A 17386-nucleotide genomic window follows, 5' to 3' on the forward strand; every position below is an offset into this window, starting at 1 on the left:
CAAATATGGTTTGATGACGCCTTGGCGGGACTGCGGGCCTGGAGCCCCGCCTGGATACGCGCCACATTTTTCGAGACAGCACGCTATGTTGCCAGAAGCCACACGACCTCCGGCCAATTTGACCGATAAGGCCGAGGAAACCGGGCGTCTCTTCCGCCAGGTTAGCGCGAGGCTTCGACGCTGTGCATGGCTATGCAAACTGGATTTCAAGACGTTAAAGGCATGACACGAAGGACAGTCTTTCGCACACGCGCAACCGCGCGAGCCGAATCGATGCGCTCTCCAATCCCTAAGTATGGGCTGGCGAGATGCAACTCCCACCGCCGGGACCGACAACTCATGAACGCCGGACCGTTCTCCGCAATTCGATTTTTCGCGGCGGCTCGCAAGTCCTTGCCACCGCACACAACTGTTTCAAGCAAGAGGTAGATGATGGAAGCATCCAGACGCGCTGGTGCGCATATTTCGCAGACGCGTTCTTTTTCGACCGTCTTTCTGATCGAGATGTGGGAACGTTTCGGCTACTACGGCATGGCTGCGCTGCTCGTGCTGTTCATGATCGACAAGCTGCACTTTGCAGACAGCCACGCGACACTCACGTGGGGCGCCTTCACCGCGCTCGTCTACGCGTCGCCGTCTATTGGCGGCTGGATTGGCGACACCATTCTGGGCGCGCGCCGCACGATGATTTTCGGTGCCGTAGTGCTGGCCGCCGGCTATCTGATGCTGGCGCTGCCCAACGACCAGCTTGCGTTCATGTACGCGTCGCTTGGCGTGATCGTCGTGGGTAACGGCCTTTTCAAGGCGAACGCGGCGAATCTCGTGCGGCGCATCTATGAAGGCGACGACGCGCGCATCGACAGCGCGTTCACGATCTACTACATGGCGGTCAATATCGGCTCGACGGTGTCCATGCTCGCCACGCCGTGGATCAAGGACCATTGGGGCTGGCACACGGCCTTCGGCGTCTGCTGCGCGGGCATGCTGTTGTCGGTGGCGAACTACTTCGTGATGTTCCGCACATTGGCGCATATCGGCTCGGCCCCGGACGCCGAACCGGTACGCTGGCGACGCGTCGGCGCGGTCGCAGTCGGCGGCGTCGCACTGGGCGTGGCGACCATGTTCGTGTTGCAGCACAAGGCGATCGCAGTCGCCTGCGTGTATGCCGCGGGCGCCGCGATTCTGGCTATTTTTGGCTACATGCTGGTTAAGTGCGAACGCTCGGAGCGCGCGGGTCTCGTGGCTGCGCTGATCCTCACCGCTCAGGTGATCCTGTTCTTCGTGTTCTATGTGCAGATGTCTACGTCGCTCACGCTATTCGCGCTGCGCAACGTCGATCCGCGGTTCTCGCTGTTCGGCGCGACGCTCTTTACCTGGAGCGCGGCGCAATTTCAGGCGCTCAATCCCATCTGGATCATGCTGCTGAGCCCGTTGCTTGCGCTGCTTTATACGCGGCTCGCGAAAAGCGGCAACGACGTCCCGGTCGCAGTGAAATACGCGTTCGGCTTCGCGGTGGTGGCGGCCGGCTTCTTCGTCTATGCGGCAAGCGGTCACTCGGCTGTCAATGGACGCGTGTCCTCGTGGTTCATGGTCGGCGGCTATGGGTTGTATTCGCTCGGCGAACTGCTCGTGAGTGGTCTCGGCCTCGCGATGATCGCCCGCTACGTACCCGCGCGTATGGGCGGCTTCATGATGGGCGCGTATTTCGTTGCGACCGGTGTGTCGCAGTATCTGGGGAGCGTGGTCGCGAATTTCGCGCAGATGCCGGCCGGCGACATGGACCCGCTCGTGTCATTGCCGCTTTATACGAAGCTCTTCACCGGTCTCGGCTGGCTTGCCGCCGCCGGTGCGCTCGTCGCGGTACTGCTGTTGCCGCTGATGCGCAAGCTCTCGCGTGAACATCAGCGATCCGGCGACGAGACGCGCGACCGCGCAACGCAGTCTGCTACGGCCGGCAGCGCGGTGACGGAATAAGCCGGTCCGCCGGAACGCGGTGGACTCAGTTTGCGGCTGCCGTCTTGCTGCCGTCTGGCCTCGCCGAAGTATCATGGCGCGGACATTTCAGGTAGCCGGTCAAATGGAAATCCACATCGCCGTAGAAGGGCATCACGACCTGTCCGGACAGATTTATCGCCAGTTGCGAGCCGGCATACTCGAAGGGCGACTTGCCGGCGGCACGCGGCTGCCGTCGACGCGCGATCTCGCGACGCAGTTGGGCGTGTCGCGCAAGACAACGCTTGACGTGTTCGAGCGGCTTCTTTCGGAAGGCTATCTCACCGCGCGAGCCGGTTCGGGAACGTTCGTCGCCGACGGTCTCGAGCGCTTGCCGGTGGAGCGCTCGCCGCATGCGCGCGTGGCAGACTCGTCGCGCGAACGTGCGAAGGGCAGGCGGGACGCCGCGCGCGCGCAACCGCTGTGGGAGCAGATGCCCGACAGCTTGCCGGTGCCGCGGCCATCGGTGGCGTCGCCGTACGATTTCATAGGCGGTGCCACCGACAAGACGCTGTTTCCATTCGACGTCTGGCGCCGCTGTGTGAATCATGCGTTGCGTACGCAAGCGCGCGGACAGGGAACGTATCGCGACGCAGCCGGCGAACAGGAGTTGCGTCTGGCGATCGCGCGCTATCTCGCGTTCAATCGGGCGGTGTCGAGCAACTGGGAAGAGGTGATCGTCACGCAAGGCGCGCAGCACGCGCTCGACCTGCTCGCGCGCGTGACGCTCGGTCCCGGCGAAGTCGCCGCCATCGAAGATCCCGGTTATCCGCCGGCGCATGCGTGTTTCGAGGCGACCGGTGCGCGCGTGGCGCATGTGCCCGTCGACCGTGAAGGTTTGATCGTCGGCAAACTGCCGGACAACGCGCGGCTTGTCTACGTGACGCCGTCGCATCAGTTTCCGCTGGGTATGCCGATGAGTCTCGAGCGCCGTGTCGAGCTGCTCGAATGGGCGCAGAAACGCGGCGCGGTGATCATCGAAGACGATTACGACTGCGAGTACCGTTTCGAAGGCCGGCCGATGGAGCCGTTGAAAAGCCTCGACCGCGCCGGCCTGGTTGCATACGTGGGCACGTTTTCGAAAACTATCTTTCCGGAGTTGCGGGTCGGCTACGTGGTGCCGCCCGCTTCGCTTTACGGGCCGCTTTACAAGGCGCGTCAGATTGCGGATTGGCACGGCTGCACGCTGACGCAAACCGCGCTGGCGTCGTTCATGCTCAACGGCGACTTCGCCAAGCACTTGCGGCGCATGCACAAGACGTACGCGGCGCGGCGCGCACGACTGCTCGAACATCTGCAAGGCGGGCTTTCACCGTGGTTCGAGCCGATCGTGCCGACGGCGGGCATTCATATAGCGGCGCGCCTGCGAGCGCCGCTGACGGAGCAGGCCGTGGTGACGGCGGCGCGCGAGGCGTCGATCGGTCTGTATGGACTCGCGCCGTTTTATCAGCGCGCCAAACCGCAGGCCGGTCTGATTTTCGGCTACGGCAACATCGCCGAGCCACATATCGATACGTCGCTCGGGAAACTTGCGGGCATCCTCGCGCGCCTTGCTTCGTCGCCTGGCAACTGAGACGTCCGATGCGACGCGATGGCGTTGCATGGATTCGCGTTGCGCGGCCAATGCGGAGTTACCCGAAGCGCCGGTTGCCGGTCGCTTTGCGAATCGAAGACAAGGCCAATGCCGTCCAGCGAACGTCGAGACGCGGTGCCCGCAGCGCCAAAAATGACCGGGCGATGGCACGTCTCGATCCATCGTGCCGTGCAGAATGTGCCGCTATACATGCACTGAAACCGCTTGTAACGCACGTTACGTGTCCGTGTTGAAGGAGCCGCCAAAGCAGTTTAGCCCCTGAAACAAGGATCAAAATGTGTCGCGCAGTCTGCGCCGCGCAACAAACCTGCGCTGTTATACATAAAAGAGTCGCGCAAATCGCATCAGCGCTTGTAGAATCCGGCGTTGAAGCGTGCACATACCGTATGCGCTTCGTGCAATTCACTGACCACAACAGGTAGGAGAAACATGCCGACTTCCGCAAAAAAGGTGGCCAAGAAGGCTGCTGCCCCGGTACCGACCAAGAAGGTTGCTGCAAAGAAAGTCCCTGCGAAGAAAGCTCCCGCAGCTAAGAAGGTCGCCGTGAAGGCGTCCAGCGCACCGTCGCCGATCAAGGACACCTTCACGAAGGCCTCGCTGGCTGCACACGTTGCTGAACGCGCCGCTGTGGAACCGAAGGCTGCGAAGGCTGTTCTGGCCGCACTCGAAGACACGATCCTCGGCGCTGTTCACAAGAAGGGCGCTGGCGAATTCACGCTGTCGGGTCTTCTGAAGATCGTCGTGCAAGCTGTGCCGGCCAAGAAAAAGCGCTTCGGCAAAGACCCGTTCTCGGGCGAAGAGCGCTGGTTCCCGGCAAAGCCGGCTAGCGTGCGCATCAAGGCACGCCCGCTGAAGAAGCTGAAGGACGCTGCAGCAGGCTAATTACGCATCGCGCGTCGCCCAGGCGGTTGACCACGTTCGCGTTGGTTGACCTCCGCGGCTCACGCACTGCAATTCCGCACTGCAAGTCGTATGAATCCCCGTGAATGAAAATTCACGGGGATTTTTTTGCGCCCATGTTTGCGCTCGTTCTTGCGCTCGTGATGCGCGCCGCAGGTCCCAAAAGCGCGATGCGGTGCATCCGCCATTCGTGCGTGCACTGTACTAGCGCATCGTGTGCTGCCGCAGTACGATGACAGCGAGACCCTTTGCCCCGCTATGCGCTGTTCGTGTGCACGTCTGCGGTTTCATGCGCTAAAAGCCGAATGGCATAGCGCTTGCTTGAACGAATATCGAACACCGAATGCGCAGCGCATTCGCCTTCTATCCGACAACAAGAGCGGGGCGTGACATGCGATGCTATGACGAGATGCGTCATCATGACGATGCCGTGCGGCCACATTACGCGCGCTTCGAACGGTGGCTCTCGAAGCAGGGAAACGAAGCGATCGCACGCAAGCGTGCCGAAGCGGACCTGCTGTTTCGCCGGGTCGGTATTACGTTTGCGGTGAACGGCGACCTGTCCGGCACCGAGCGGCTCATTCCCTTCGACCTGATTCCACGCATCATTCCGCGCGACGAATGGAAGACGCTCGAAGCGGGTCTACGTCAGCGGGTGCGGGCGCTCAATCTGTTCATCCACGACGTGTACCACGATCGCAAAATCGTGCGCGCGGGCATCGTGCCCGCTGAGCAGGTTTATACCAACGCGCAATATCGGCCGGAAATGCAGGGCGTGAATGTGCCGCTCGGTGTTTACGCGCATATTGCCGGTGTCGACGTGGTGCGCGCTGGCGACGAGGGCGAGTTCTACGTGCTCGAAGACAATCTGCGGGTGCCGTCGGGTGTGTCGTACATGCTCGAAAATCGCAAGATGATGATGCGGCTTTTCCCCGAGCTATTCGTACAGAACCGCATTGCGCCGGTCGCGCATTATCCCGATCTGCTGCTCGATACGCTGCGCTCGGTAGCGCCCGAAGGCGTCGACGATCCGGTCGTGGTGGTACTCACGCCGGGCATGTACAACTCCGCGTATTTCGAGCACACGTTCCTCGCGCAGCAGATGGGTGTCGAACTGGTGGAAGGCAAGGATCTCTTCGTCGACGACAACTACGTGTTCATGCGCACCACGCAGGGACCCAAGCGTGTGGACGTGATCTATCGTCGCGTGGACGACGATTTTCTCGACCCGCTCGCGTTCCGTAACGATTCGGCGCTGGGCGTGCCGGGCCTCCTGACTGCGTATCGCGCGGGACGGGTCGCGCTCGCGAACGCGATGGGCACCGGCATCGCCGACGACAAATCGATCTATCCGTACGTGCCGGAAATGATCGAGTTCTATCTGGGCGAGAAGCCGATTCTGAACAACGTTCCCACGTTCCAGTGCCGCAAGCCCGACGATCTGGCTTACACGCTTGCGCATCTGCCGGAACTGGTCGTGAAAGAGGTGCATGGCGCGGGCGGCTACGGGATGCTTGTCGGACCTGCTTCCACGAAGGCCGAGATCGAAGCGTTCCGCGAGCGTCTGATCGCGCGGCCGGCGGGCTATATCGCTCAGCCCACGCTGGCGCTGTCCGCGTGCCCCACGTTCGTCGAAGCCGGCATCGCGCCGCGCCACATCGATCTGCGTCCGTTCGTGCTGTCAGGCAAGACCGTCACGATGGTCGCGGGCGGACTCACTCGCGTCGCGTTGCAGGAAGGCTCACTCGTCGTCAATTCGTCGCAGGGAGGCGGGACCAAGGACACGTGGATGGTCGACTGACGCAGTTGCCGCGCGGTTGCAACCACCGCGCCCGCAACCCAGCGCGCCGGGGCGTTTATCACTAAGCCGCCGGCGCATACGGATAACCAGCGCGAGCTTTCACTTCATCGAGCTTCGCGTCATCAGATACGGAACGCCGTCATGTTAAGCCGCACCGCCGATCACCTTTTCTGGATGGCCCGCTACATGGAGCGCGCGGAGAACACCGCCCGCATGCTCGATATCAATCTGAAGGCGCTTCTGCTGCCGCAGACGCCCGATCAGGAGGCGCGCGCACAACGTTCGGTGCTGCGCATTTCCGAACTCGAAACAGCGTTCGCACAACGCTACGACGAGCCGACGCGCGAACACGTGCTCGACTTCATGGTGGCGGACGCGAACAACCCCTCGAGTATTCACTCGTGCCTGCAGGCGGCGCGCGAAAATGCGCGTGCCGTGCGCGGTACGTTGACGACCGAATGGTGGGAGACCATCAACGATACGTGGCTCGAATTCAACGAGCGCATTTCGTCTGGCCAGGCCGCTGCCAATCCGGGCGCGTTGTTCGAATGGGTGAAGTTCCGTTCGCATCTTTCGCGTGGCGTGACGATTGGCACGGCGCTGCAGGACGACGCGTTTTTCTTCACGCAGTTGGGTACTTTTCTCGAGCGCGCCGACAACACCGCGCGAATTCTCGACGTGCGCTTTGCCGACGTCGAACCGAATTCACGCGACGCCGCGCGTCAGCTCGAAGACTTCTATTACTGGACTTCGATCCTGAGCTCGGTGTCCGCGCTGGAAATTTACCGCAAGGTGTATCGCGATGTCGTCACGCCAGCCCGTGTGGTCGAGCTGATGATCCTGAACCAGCAGATGCCGCGTTCGCTGCTGGCTTCGCTCGAAGGCGTCTGCGCGAATCTGGCGATGCTGCGAACCTCCGGCTCGAACCAGTGCGAGCGTTTTGCCGGCAAGCTGCGCGCCGAACTGCTGTACTCCGACATCCGGCAGATTTTCGAAGCCGGCCTGCACGCCTACCTGACCCAGTTCCTCGCTCGCGTGTTCGAGCTGGGCAATCTCGTCGCGCGTACTTATCTCATGCTGCCAGTCGCCTGACGGAGTGCTTATGTACCTGACGATCCGCCACGACACGTCCTATCGTTACGAAGCGACTGTCCATTATTCAATCCAGCAATTGCGCCTGACTCCGGCCAACGGCGCTTCCCAGATGGTGCGGCGTTGGAGCATCGACACGCCGGGCAAGCTCGACCCGGCCTTCGACGCCTATGGCAACGTGCTGCATACGCTCGTCATCAACAAGCCGCATAGCGAGATCCGGCTGCAGGTGTCGGGCGAGGTCGAGACGATTGCGCTGATCGACGGCCGGCTTCTCGACGACGTCGGCCCGATTCCGCTCGAGCACTTCACGTGCGCGACGCGTCTGACCGAAGCGGACGCTGCGATCCGCGAACTGGCGGGCTCGGTCCCGAGCCTCACCAGTTCGGCGAATCTGATCGCGCTGTCGGAACGGATCGTGGAGCGCGTGAAGTACCATCCCGGCATCACCGAGGTCACCAGCACGGCGGCGCAGGCGCTCGCGCTCGGCAATGGCGTCTGCCAGGACCATGCGCATCTGATGCTCGCTTGTTGCCGCGCGCGTGGAGTTCCGGCGCGCTACGTGAGCGGCTATATCGAACCCGGCGACGTGCCGCATGCGGCGAGTCATGCATGGGTGGACGTGTGGGTGGACGGCACGGGCTGGGTCTCGATCGACGTCACGCATGCGGCCTTCGCCAGCGAAATCTACTGCAGGCTGGCGGTCGCGCGCGACTACGAGGCTGCGGCGCCGGTGCGCGGCCGGAGGATCGGCGGCAGGGAAGAGGAGTTGGAAGTCTCGGTAACGGTCAGCGCGCAGATGTCGCAGTAGATTGCGGCAGGGCCGCAACTCACGCAAGGTGGCGCTGTACGCTGCCTTCGGCCGCGTTCGGTCCTCAATTGCCGGGCACGCGAGCCTGTTTTGAGCGGGCGCTTGTCGAGGGCACGCGCTTTCCCGCTTGACGTTCCGCGTAGCGCCCACAGCGGCTGTCCGGCCGTGCCGGTGTTCGCCACTATCAAGAACAAACCGGCCGAGGCCGTAATACGGTGAAGAGGCGCATCTGCGCCGCATTACAATAGCGCCGTTCAGTCGTTTTTCGCGGGTATCCTCTCTTATGACTTACTGTGTAGCGATGTCCGTCGACGAGGGTCTCGTGTTCCTTTCGGACACGCGGACCAATGCGGGCGTCGACCACATCAGCACCGCCCGCAAGATGTCCGTGTTCGAGCAGCCGGGCGAACGCATGCTGGTGCTGCTCGGCGCGGGCAATCTGTCGCTGACGCAGGCGGTGTTGCACGAACTGTCGGAGCCGAGCGATCCGTCGCAGCCCACGCTCTGGAGCGCGCCCACCATGGCTGACGCGGCGCGCGTGATCGGCCGCGCGGTGCGTTGCGTGCATCAGCGGGAGGCGGAAGCGCTGCAGGAATTCGGCGTCGACTTCAATTGCAGCTTTATTCTCGGCGGGCAGATTGCCAACAACCGGCCGCGACTGTTCATGATCTATGCGGCGGGCAACTTCATCGAGGCCTCGGCGGTCAACCCGTATTTCCAGATCGGCGAGGCGAAGTACGGCAAGCCGATTATCGACCGGGTGCTCACGCCGTCCACGCCGCTCGACGAAGCCGCGAAGTGCGCGCTCATCTCAATGGACTCGACGTTGCGCTCGAACCTGTCGGTCGGGCTGCCGCTCGATCTGCTGGTCTATGAGAAAGATTCGCTGCGGGTCACGCGTTTCGTGTCCATCGATCACGACAACGCCTACTTCGAGATGATTCATCGCACGTGGGGCGAGCGGCTGCGCCAGGTGTTCGGCGAGATCCCCGATCCCGACTGGCACGAATCGCCCAATGTGCCGATGCTGCAGCGCGAGCGCGCGCTTGTGATGCATCGCGCGCCGGTGGGTGCTGATGGCGTGGAGCACGATCTCGACGCAAGGCCCGCGCAGACACTGGCGCAGGCGGAGAAGGGCAAGGCGCAGCGCAGGTAGCCGTTGGGCGGTTTCGTGTTTGCGCATGGGTGCGCGTCGCAATCGACGTGGAGCAGATCTTTGGCACAAGTAGATAAGCCCAGAACGCGCGGCTGACCGGATGCTGCTGCGGCGCGACGGCTTCGAGCCGCGCCGTGTGCCGAACTCATCCATGCTGGACTCCGGCGCCGTTTCCGTCGCCCAATGAAAAAAGCCAGCCTTCGGCTTGCGCCTCTGGCTGGCTTCAAGGTACGGCTCGATGTCTTGAGCCGTATGCCATGCTGTTCTATTAGAACTTGTGACGGATACCCAGGCTGATGATTTCCTGGCTGCTCGAACCGGCCTGGTAGCCATACGAGCCAACCGATGCGCCTGCGTCGACAATGCCACCGGTCGCTGCGTCGCGCTGGCGACCGCTTGCGTGCTGGTATGCGCCAACGAGGTACAGGTCGGTGCGCTTCGACAGGAAGTAGTCGCCGCCCAGCGAAACTTGGTGATAGTTCGCCGACGTGTCGCCCGCGCCGTGCGTGTAGGTGTAGCCCAGGCCCAGCAGCATTGCCGGCGTCAGCTGGTAGCCAGCGTACGCGCCTGCAACGTGATACTTCTCTTGCTCACCGAAGCCCGAGAACGCGTCCGGCTTGTATTGCGCGAAGCTATAGCGAGCGTTGAACGTGAACGGACCGGTCACGTACTGTACAGCGGCCGACGTGATATCGATCTGCTTGGCCGATGCGTACGCGCCGTTGATGTTCGAGCCGTCGAACGTAGCGTCAGACGTCACGCCCGCGTTCCACGTGCCACCCTGGTTGGTGCCCGGAACGACGCCGCGGCTTGCCAGCGTGTTGCCGTTTTCCATGCGGAAGTAGCCAGCTGCAACGCTGAAGGGGCCGCCCGACCACGTTGCTGCACCTGCCCAGGATTGACCTGCGCCCGTTGCGCCTGCAACGCCACCCAGTGCGTACATGCCTTCGAACTGGAAGCCGCTCCACACCGGAGAAACGTATTTGATTGCGTTGTTCGTACGCGAGCTGTTGTCGTTGTTGTCAACGTCGCCCGGCGTCGTGAACGTGCTGCCGAAGAAGTTGTCACCCGTCAGCGGCTGAACCAGGTCGACCAGCGGGTCGTACTGGCGACCCAACGTGAGCGTACCGTATGCATCTTGCGTCAAACCGACGTATGCCTGGCGACCGAACAGCTTCGTGCCCGTGCCGTACGAACCCATCTTGCCGTTGTTCGGGTTGAAGCCGCTTTCCAGTTGGAAGATCGCCTTCAGGCCACCGCCCAGGTCTTCCGTGCCCTTCATGCCCCAGCGGCTGCCTTGCAGGTTACCCGCTGCGAGCTGCCACAAGTTGTTGTTAGCCGGGTTGGCATTGTGAACGTACTGGACCGATTCATCGATCAAGCCGTACAGGGTCACGCTGCTTTGAGCGTGTGCAGCGCCGGTAACGCCGAGGAGCGCCAACGAGAGGGTAGACAGTGCGATTCGTTTCATCCAATTCTCCACGCAGATGATTAGTTTACTTGTTGCGGAAAGGAGAATAGCTCAGGGCGTCAATCGGTAAGAACTGGAAAAAAAAGAGTGTCGCCAAAAACCGACAATCGTCGCAAAGCCTTGTATTTAAAGCCGCTTTGGGATTGTTTCTTTTTTCGCAATATTGATTCGTTGTGTTCGCATTATTGTTGTTTCATTGATCGAGACCGTATCGGAACCGGCCGTTCAGCAATTATGTGTAAGTAAAATGTAATAAAGTCGTCTAAACAGAGACTACGGGTTTTGGAGCGGGTCGAGGCAGGCGCGGAACGACTACGCCGAAAAGCGGACTGGACATGCCGGCCCGATTGTGATCCATGCGCACCATTGCGGGGCAAAAACGGTCGGACCAACCGTTCCGCTACTTTGGCGCGATGTCGTCGTCCCGGTTGTGACGCGCGATGGTGGCCGCCGCGAGGCCGGCAGCCGCTGCCAGGGCGACTGATTTCCACGGGTGCTTGCGCACGTAGCGATCTGCCTCGACCGCTTTGCGGCTCGCACCGAGCAACGTGACTGCGGCGAGATGGGTCGCTTGCGCCTCCGCCGATATCACCGAGCGTCCGACATTCAGCGCGGTCGCGCGCGCAGACGCCTTCTTTCGCAGTTGCATGCGGCGTAAGTCGTAAGCCGCCTGCGTGCCGGCGCCCGTCTCCGCGTGGGCGCTGCCGGGCGAAGCCGTCGGCACGTCGCTGCCGGACGCTTCGGCGCCGGCGTGCAAGGCCGCGTTTGCCGGCACCGTCGACGCCGCCAACACCGATGCGAGTTTCGCGCGGCTGCCCGGCGGCGAGTCGGCCTGCATGCCCCAGCCGCCGCGCGGGTCGTTAAGACGGCCCCGCGCGGCCGAAAACTCAGCGCCGAGCAGCAGCACGGCCGCCGAGAAGTACAGCCACATCAGCAGCACGGCGAGCGATCCCGCCGCGCCGAACGAGCTTGCCATGCCGGCGTGCGCGAGATAGAGCGCGAACAGCTTCTTGCCGGCCGAAAACAGCACCGCCGCGACGACCCCGCCGACCAGCGCATCGCGCCAACGTACCTTCGCGTCCGGCAGGAATTTGAGCAGGCCGGCGAACGCAAACGCAAGCACCAGCAAACCCACGCCGAGTTGCAGCAGATTGCCGATCACGACATACGGCGAGTCGCCCCACAGCCATTTGCCGATGAACGTGATCACCGTATCGAGCACGAGGGAGACGATCAGCAAAAAGGCGACGCCGAGCACCAGGCCGAACGAGATCAGCCGCACGCGCACCAGCGCGATCACGCTCGATGTGCGTGGACCGGTGTTCGGCCACACGACGTTAAGAGCGCTGTTGAGCGACGAGAAAGTGGCTGACGCGCCGATTGCCAGCATCGAGAACGAGATGATGGCTGCGACGCCGCCTGCGCTGCCGCTGTGGTGCGCGTTCTCGACGATGGTCTGCACGCCCGCCGCGGCCTGGTCGCCGAGCAGCCCGTGGATGTGGTCGAACAGCTCACCGCGCGCGGCCTCGGCGCCGAAGAACCAGCCCGCCACGGCGATCACCATGACGAGGGTCGGCGCGAGGGAAAACGCGGCGTAGAACGCAATGCTCGCTGCCATTGCCGTGCAGCGGTCTTCGGAGAACTGCTTGAGCGCTCCGATTGCCCAGTTCGCTTGCTGGCGAGCCGCGTGCTGAAGGTTCTCGGCGGAAAGCGTGTCGATGTCCATGGTCGAAGTCTCAATGGGTACGGGCGCCGGCCGGCACGCCCGAACCGTTCGGCCCGCGCGGCGCAGCCTCGTATCGCTGTTTTTCGCAAACCTTGTGCCTGTGACTATAGCAAGCGAGTTAGTCCGCGAGCCGCTCGGCCACGCGCCGATGCGCATTGCCGCTAGACGCTAGAATGCGATGGCTTACCTCATCTACTTTTATAGACTGCCATGCATTCGCACGAAGCCTTAACGCAGTTGGACGTGATCCCCGCAGAAGAACTCGCCGCGCATTTGCCCGCGCATTTGCCCGCGCATGTTCTCGCGCAGTTGCCGCCGCAAGGCGTAACGGTTTTCTCCGTGACCGACGACGCTTCGGACACCGCCGCCTTCAGCGCGCGCTACGGTTTTGGTCTTGAAGACTGCGCGAATACGATCGTGGTGCGCTATAAAAAAGACGGCGGCGAGCACTATGCGGCGCTCGTTTCGCTTGGGTCGTTGCGGCTCGACGTCAACGGAGCGGTGAAGGCGGCGCTCGGCGCGCAGCGGCTGTCGTTCGCCAAGCGCGAGGTGGCGGTCGAATTGAGCGCAATGGAGTTCGGCGGCATTACGACTTTCGGATTGCCGGCGGACTGGCGCATTCTCGTCGATGCCGCCGTGATGGAGCGCGCGCAGATCGTCATGGGAGCGGGCATCCGCGCGGCGAAGCTTCTGCTGGCGCCCGACGTGTTGCGTCAGTGGCCGCGTTGCGAGGTGGCCGACCTGACGTTGCCCGCGGAGTGAATCTCGTCAGCGTGCCTATCCAGGAGCACGCCGCAGGAGCACGCCGCATGAGCGCGAGGCAAGAGACCCCAGAGGCGAACCCTCAGGCGAACCCGACACCCGCGCGGCTCAGCAAGCGCCGGTTATGCTCGGAAAGGTTCTTCACGCTAAGTTGTTTGCCGGCTTTGCGATAACGCTCGTAAAGACCTTGCAGCGCTGCGAGCGCGGAATGATCTGCGAGCAGTAGATGACTGCAATCGATCGTGACGTCCGCCGGATCTTGCTGCGGATCGAATAACTCGTGAAAACGCGCGGTGGAAGCGAAGAACAGCGTGCCGCGCGGCACATAGGTTCTATTGTCGGCGCGGTCTTCGATATGCGCGTGAATTTCGCGCGCGTGCTGCCACGCGAAGTTCAGCGCTGCGATCACGATGCCGCACAGCACGGCAATCGCAAGATCGGAAAACACGGTGATGAGCGTGACCGCAATGATCACGAGTGCGTCGTTGCGCGGCACTTTGCCGAGCACGCGCAGCGAACCCCATGCGAAAGTCTGCTGCGCGACCACGAACATCACGCCGACCAGCGCCGCCAGAGGAATGCGTTCGATGAGCGGCGACAGAAACAGGATGTACATCAGGATCATTACGCCGCTGACAATGCCCGAAAGGCGTGAGCGTCCCCCCGAATTCAGATTGATCATCGTCTGGCCGATCATCGCGCAACCGCCCATGCCGCCGAACAGACCCGAGGCGATATTCGCCGCGCCCAACGCGAGACACTCGCGGTTCGGCTGACCGCGGGTTTCGGTGATCTCATCGGTCAGATTGAATGTCAGCAGCGTTTCCAGCAGACCGACAATTGCGATCAGCACCGCATACGGCAGCACGACTTGCAGCGTCTCCAGGTTCAGCGGGACGTCCGGCAGATTGAAACCCGGCAGCCCGCCCGCGATGTGCGCCATATCGCCGAGCGTGCGCGTAGGCAGATGCAGCAGTTGCGCAAATACGCCGACGCCTACGATCGCTACCAGTGCGGGCGGCGCTGCCCGCGTGACGCGCGGCAGTACATAAACGATCAGCATGGTGAGCGCGACGAGGCCGCACATCATCGCGAGCGCGCTGCCGTGCAGCCATGCTTCGCCTTGCGGCGTGCTCTGCCGGAAATGCGCGAGTTGCGCGGTGGCAATTACGATTGCCAGTCCGTTGACGAAGCCGAGCATGACCGGATGCGGGACCATGCGGATCAGTTTGCCGAGCCGCAATGCGCCGAACAACACCATCAGAACGCCGCTGAGTATGACGGTCGCGAGCAGATACTGCGCGCCGTGCTGAACGACCAGCGCCACGATAACAACCGCCATCGACCCGGCCGCGCCCGAAATCATTCCCGGACGGCCGCCGAAAAGCGCAGTGATCGTGCAGATGAAGAACGCGCCATACAAGCCCATGAGCGGATTGAGGTGCGCGACCAGCGCGAACGCGATGCATTCGGGAACCAGCGCGAACGACGAGGTCAGACCCGCGAGCACATTGGCGCGGATTCCGGAAAGCCTTGCGGGCCAACCGTGAGTAGGGCTAGCGGTATTCATCTTGAGCGAGGTGGTTTGCCGCGGCGAACGTTGCATCTGCAGATGCGGATGCCTGGCAATATGAGCGTCCTGGCCTGAGCTGTTTCGTGGGCCGGGCGTTTGCGAAAGGGGTGGATTTTACAGCAGGTCAGCGGTTTTGACCGGTGACGCTCTCAGCGTTCGCGGTGGATCGCGCTGGTTCGCGCGGGAGGAAGCGCAAGTCCGTCGCCACGCGGTCCGCAATGCGGCCGCGTGGCTTCTCACGTCGATCAGATGATCAGGCGCGAAACCTTCGTGCCTTCGAGCGATACGCCGGCCATCAGGCCGCCGTTCGTCAGAACGAATGCTTCGACCGGGCTCGTCGCGGTCGACGTATCGATCGCGCCGTTCGCGCCGACCTTCAGCACGGCAACGGTTGCGTCTGCACCGGCTGCCCAGCCCTGGCTATTGAGGAATTTGTCGAGTGCTTCCTGCGTCATGAAGAGGAAGACGAGCGCTTTCGACTGTGCGCCGATCTGCAAGCCGAACGAGCCGGCCACCGTGCTGTAGTAGCCGCTCGTGCGGCCACCCACGCGCAACGCGCCTTCGCCATATTGGCCGCCGACCCAGAAGCCCGCGGAGATCACCGACGGAAACACCAGCACCCCGCGCGCTTTCGCCACGAGTTCACGCGAGCCGCCGACGTTCGCATACAGACGCGACAGCGTTGAATCGACACCCGCGTTGATCGTGTCGCGCTTGCTGGCGTTGGCGGACGCCGACGCGTTCGAAGACGAGGACGTGGTGGTGCAACCGGCGAGGCCGAGACCTGCGGTAGCGAAAGCCGCGCCGGCCGTCGTGATGAATTGTCGTCTGCGCATGTTATTTGTCCTTTTACGTTATCGAGGTGGTTTTTCTTTATCGATGAAACGGTAATGCCATGACGCCGGCCGTTAGACCGGTGTCCATGATGATGCAGCATTTCCTGTGCCTGCGCATGCCGCGTGCGCAAGGGCGGCATGGAGGCCCGCGTGGCGCGGGGTTCGCGGCCGCGGGTATGTCGAATTTCATGTTCCGCCGCTATACGGCTGGGCGAATGTTCTGGTTATGACGAAATATATTGTGCGGGTCATAACGGCTTTTCACGGCTACAAGCCGTTCGTAATTCGGACCATACGCGTCGGCGACGCGGCCCGCTTCTTCTTGCGTCATGAAGTTGACATAGACGCTGCCGAGCGAGAACGGCGCCGATGCGTCGAAGAATGCCCGCGCCCAGGATATGCAACGGTCGTCGTCGGCGGGATCTTCCCAGCGGCCATGCACGTTCATCGCGTATTGAGTATCGCGACTCGAATACGCTGTCGCGCTCACCGGTACGCGTTGCGTTTGTGCGCCAATCTGCCCAAAGAAAATTTCGCACTGCGGAGACGGCAGATTCTGGATCGACTGAAGCAGTGCCTCGATCAGGCCATCGTCGATGCTGGCGAGGTTGTGGGACTTCCAGTAGTTGCGCGAACCCGGCGCGAGCAACGGGTCGAACGCCTTTTGCCACATCGCGTACGGCATTTCGCCGAGATGTTCGCCGACCGGCGTGCCGAAGGTCTTCACTGGCGCGACGGCGGAAGGACCGTTTGCGGTCGGGCCCGTGTAGCACATCGCGAAGATAATGACAGGCTTGCCGTGCACGTCGGAGGGCAAGAACGGCAGGGGCGGCGCAAGGCGCAGAACGGCCCACACACTGAGTTCGTCCGGCATGTCCGGCGTTGCTGCGCGATATTTGACGAGCGCGTCCCGCGCCTGATCGAGCGGTAATACGACGAGTCCGCCGAACACCATCGGTCCTACCGGATGCAGTTCGAACACAAATGACGTAACCACGCCGAAGTTGCCGCCGCCGCCGCGAATCGCCCAGAACAGGTCTTCATTCGATTCGGCGCTGGCGCGCAGCAATTCACCATCGGCGGTGACGACGTCGGCTGAAATCAGGTTGTCCACCGTCATGCCGTATCTGCGGCTAAGCCAGCCGAAACCGCCACCCAGCGTCAAGCCTGCGACGCCCGTAGTCGAGTTGATGCCTAGCGGAGTTGCAAGTCCGAAGGCCTGCGCTTCATGGTCGAAGTCGGCGAGCGTCGCGCCCGGTTCGACGTACGCGCGTTTCGCGAAGGGGTCGATTCGCACGGATTTCATCAGCGAGAAATCCAGCACGAGACCGTCGTCGCACACGGCGCTGCCGGCAATGTTGTGACCTCCGCCGCGAATCGCAAGCGGCAGACCGTTTTCGCGCGCGAAGGCTATGCCGCGCCGCACATCGGCGACACCGGCGCAGCGCAGGATCATCGCAGGGCGGCGGTCGATCATTGCATTCCAGATGCTGCGTGCTTCGTCAAAACCGGCATCGTCGGGCAGCATCAGCTGCCCGCGTATAGCGGTTTTCAGTTCCTCGATAGCGCTGTTCGACACGTGAGCCATGGTTTGTCTCCAAGGTTTGGTGAGGGCGCTCGTCGAGCACCGTTGACTGACCAGGTAGATCGCAAGAATCTTGACAGCTTGGTT

At 62.4% G+C, this 17386-nt stretch carries 13 protein-coding genes; 8 read left to right on the top strand and 5 right to left on the bottom strand.

Going from position 1 to position 17386, the window contains the following annotated elements; all coding sequences use genetic code 11:
• Nucleotides 1-429 precede the first annotated feature (429 nt).
• From ACTJLB_RS12785 to ACTJLB_RS12815, 7 genes are all read left to right on the top strand, one after another.
• Nucleotides 430-1974 carry a peptide MFS transporter gene (locus tag ACTJLB_RS12785; RefSeq protein WP_440783483.1) on the top strand — a complete coding sequence of 515 codons (1545 nt, stop codon included), beginning with the start codon at nt 430-432 and terminating at the stop codon, nt 1972-1974.
• 103 nt (nt 1975-2077) lie between these two features.
• The gene (gene pdxR, locus ACTJLB_RS12790; protein WP_087753915.1) at nt 2078-3565 is read left to right on the top strand and encodes a MocR-like pyridoxine biosynthesis transcription factor PdxR; all 1488 of its coding nucleotides are present in this window, start codon (nt 2078-2080) and stop codon (nt 3563-3565) included.
• A gap of 450 nt (nt 3566-4015) precedes the next feature.
• On the top strand, nt 4016-4468 hold the full coding sequence (locus ACTJLB_RS12795) for an HU family DNA-binding protein (RefSeq protein ID WP_020068172.1): 453 nt from the start codon (nt 4016-4018) through the stop codon (nt 4466-4468).
• 409 nt (nt 4469-4877) lie between these two features.
• The gene (locus tag ACTJLB_RS12800) at nt 4878-6287 is read left to right on the top strand and encodes a circularly permuted type 2 ATP-grasp protein (protein ID WP_027777539.1); all 1410 of its coding nucleotides are present in this window, start codon (nt 4878-4880) and stop codon (nt 6285-6287) included.
• A gap of 141 nt (nt 6288-6428) precedes the next feature.
• The gene (locus ACTJLB_RS12805; protein ID WP_020068174.1) at nt 6429-7379 is read left to right on the top strand and encodes an alpha-E domain-containing protein; all 951 of its coding nucleotides are present in this window, start codon (nt 6429-6431) and stop codon (nt 7377-7379) included.
• Nucleotides 7380-7389: 10 nt separating this feature from the next.
• Nucleotides 7390-8190 (top strand): transglutaminase family protein, encoded by an 801-nt coding sequence (locus ACTJLB_RS12810; RefSeq protein WP_088173324.1) that lies wholly within the window; start codon nt 7390-7392, stop codon nt 8188-8190.
• Nucleotides 8191-8473: 283 nt separating this feature from the next.
• The gene (locus ACTJLB_RS12815) at nt 8474-9346 is read left to right on the top strand and encodes a proteasome-type protease (protein WP_131318853.1); all 873 of its coding nucleotides are present in this window, start codon (nt 8474-8476) and stop codon (nt 9344-9346) included.
• 268 nt (nt 9347-9614) lie between these two features.
• On the opposite strand, the gene ACTJLB_RS12820 is transcribed toward ACTJLB_RS12815, so the two are convergent.
• Nucleotides 9615-10817 carry a porin gene (locus ACTJLB_RS12820; protein ID WP_020068177.1) on the bottom strand — a complete coding sequence of 401 codons (1203 nt, stop codon included), beginning with the start codon at nt 10815-10817 and terminating at the stop codon, nt 9615-9617.
• 400 nt (nt 10818-11217) lie between these two features.
• The gene (locus ACTJLB_RS12825; protein ID WP_440783484.1) at nt 11218-12543 is read right to left on the bottom strand and encodes a YihY/virulence factor BrkB family protein; all 1326 of its coding nucleotides are present in this window, start codon (nt 12541-12543) and stop codon (nt 11218-11220) included.
• Nucleotides 12544-12753: 210 nt separating this feature from the next.
• On the opposite strand from ACTJLB_RS12825, the gene ACTJLB_RS12830 reads away from it, so the two are divergent.
• Nucleotides 12754-13305, top strand: a complete 552-nt coding sequence (locus ACTJLB_RS12830; protein ID WP_440783485.1) for a YbaK/EbsC family protein — start codon at nt 12754-12756, stop codon at nt 13303-13305.
• A gap of 82 nt (nt 13306-13387) precedes the next feature.
• Here the strand turns inward: ACTJLB_RS12830 and ACTJLB_RS12835 are convergent, their stop codons facing one another.
• The 3 genes from ACTJLB_RS12835 to ACTJLB_RS12845 form a co-directional block, all read right to left on the bottom strand.
• Nucleotides 13388-14875, bottom strand: a complete 1488-nt coding sequence (locus ACTJLB_RS12835; protein ID WP_440783610.1) for a SulP family inorganic anion transporter — start codon at nt 14873-14875, stop codon at nt 13388-13390.
• Nucleotides 14876-15123: 248 nt separating this feature from the next.
• Entirely contained in the window at nt 15124-15714 is a 591-nt protein-coding gene (locus tag ACTJLB_RS12840) for a BPSL1445 family SYLF domain-containing lipoprotein (protein WP_020068181.1), read from the bottom strand.
• A 199-nt stretch (nt 15715-15913) separates the two neighbouring features.
• Nucleotides 15914-17302 carry an FAD-binding oxidoreductase gene (locus ACTJLB_RS12845; protein ID WP_440783486.1) on the bottom strand — a complete coding sequence of 463 codons (1389 nt, stop codon included), beginning with the start codon at nt 17300-17302 and terminating at the stop codon, nt 15914-15916.
• Nucleotides 17303-17386 lie beyond the last annotated feature (84 nt).

Source organism: Paraburkholderia sp. 22098, assembly GCF_052045935.1.
Classification (GTDB): domain Bacteria; phylum Pseudomonadota; class Gammaproteobacteria; order Burkholderiales; family Burkholderiaceae; genus Paraburkholderia; species Paraburkholderia caledonica.

Coding starts and splice junctions, on each gene's coding strand:
- ACTJLB_RS12785 (WP_440783483.1), top strand. CDS start 430: ATGATGGAAGCATCCAGACGCGCTGGTGCGCATATTTCGCAGACGCGT.
- pdxR (WP_087753915.1), top strand. CDS start 2,078: ATGGAAATCCACATCGCCGTAGAAGGGCATCACGACCTGTCCGGACAG.
- ACTJLB_RS12795 (WP_020068172.1), top strand. CDS start 4,016: ATGCCGACTTCCGCAAAAAAGGTGGCCAAGAAGGCTGCTGCCCCGGTA.
- ACTJLB_RS12800 (WP_027777539.1), top strand. CDS start 4,878: ATGCGATGCTATGACGAGATGCGTCATCATGACGATGCCGTGCGGCCA.
- ACTJLB_RS12805 (WP_020068174.1), top strand. CDS start 6,429: ATGTTAAGCCGCACCGCCGATCACCTTTTCTGGATGGCCCGCTACATG.
- ACTJLB_RS12810 (WP_088173324.1), top strand. CDS start 7,390: ATGTACCTGACGATCCGCCACGACACGTCCTATCGTTACGAAGCGACT.
- ACTJLB_RS12815 (WP_131318853.1), top strand. CDS start 8,474: ATGACTTACTGTGTAGCGATGTCCGTCGACGAGGGTCTCGTGTTCCTT.
- ACTJLB_RS12820 (WP_020068177.1), bottom strand. CDS start 10,817: ATGAAACGAATCGCACTGTCTACCCTCTCGTTGGCGCTCCTCGGCGTT.
- ACTJLB_RS12825 (WP_440783484.1), bottom strand. CDS start 12,543: ATGGACATCGACACGCTTTCCGCCGAGAACCTTCAGCACGCGGCTCGC.
- ACTJLB_RS12830 (WP_440783485.1), top strand. CDS start 12,754: ATGCATTCGCACGAAGCCTTAACGCAGTTGGACGTGATCCCCGCAGAA.
- ACTJLB_RS12835 (WP_440783610.1), bottom strand. CDS start 14,875: ATGAATACCGCTAGCCCTACTCACGGTTGGCCCGCAAGGCTTTCCGGA.
- ACTJLB_RS12840 (WP_020068181.1), bottom strand. CDS start 15,714: ATGCGCAGACGACAATTCATCACGACGGCCGGCGCGGCTTTCGCTACC.
- ACTJLB_RS12845 (WP_440783486.1), bottom strand. CDS start 17,302: ATGGCTCACGTGTCGAACAGCGCTATCGAGGAACTGAAAACCGCTATA.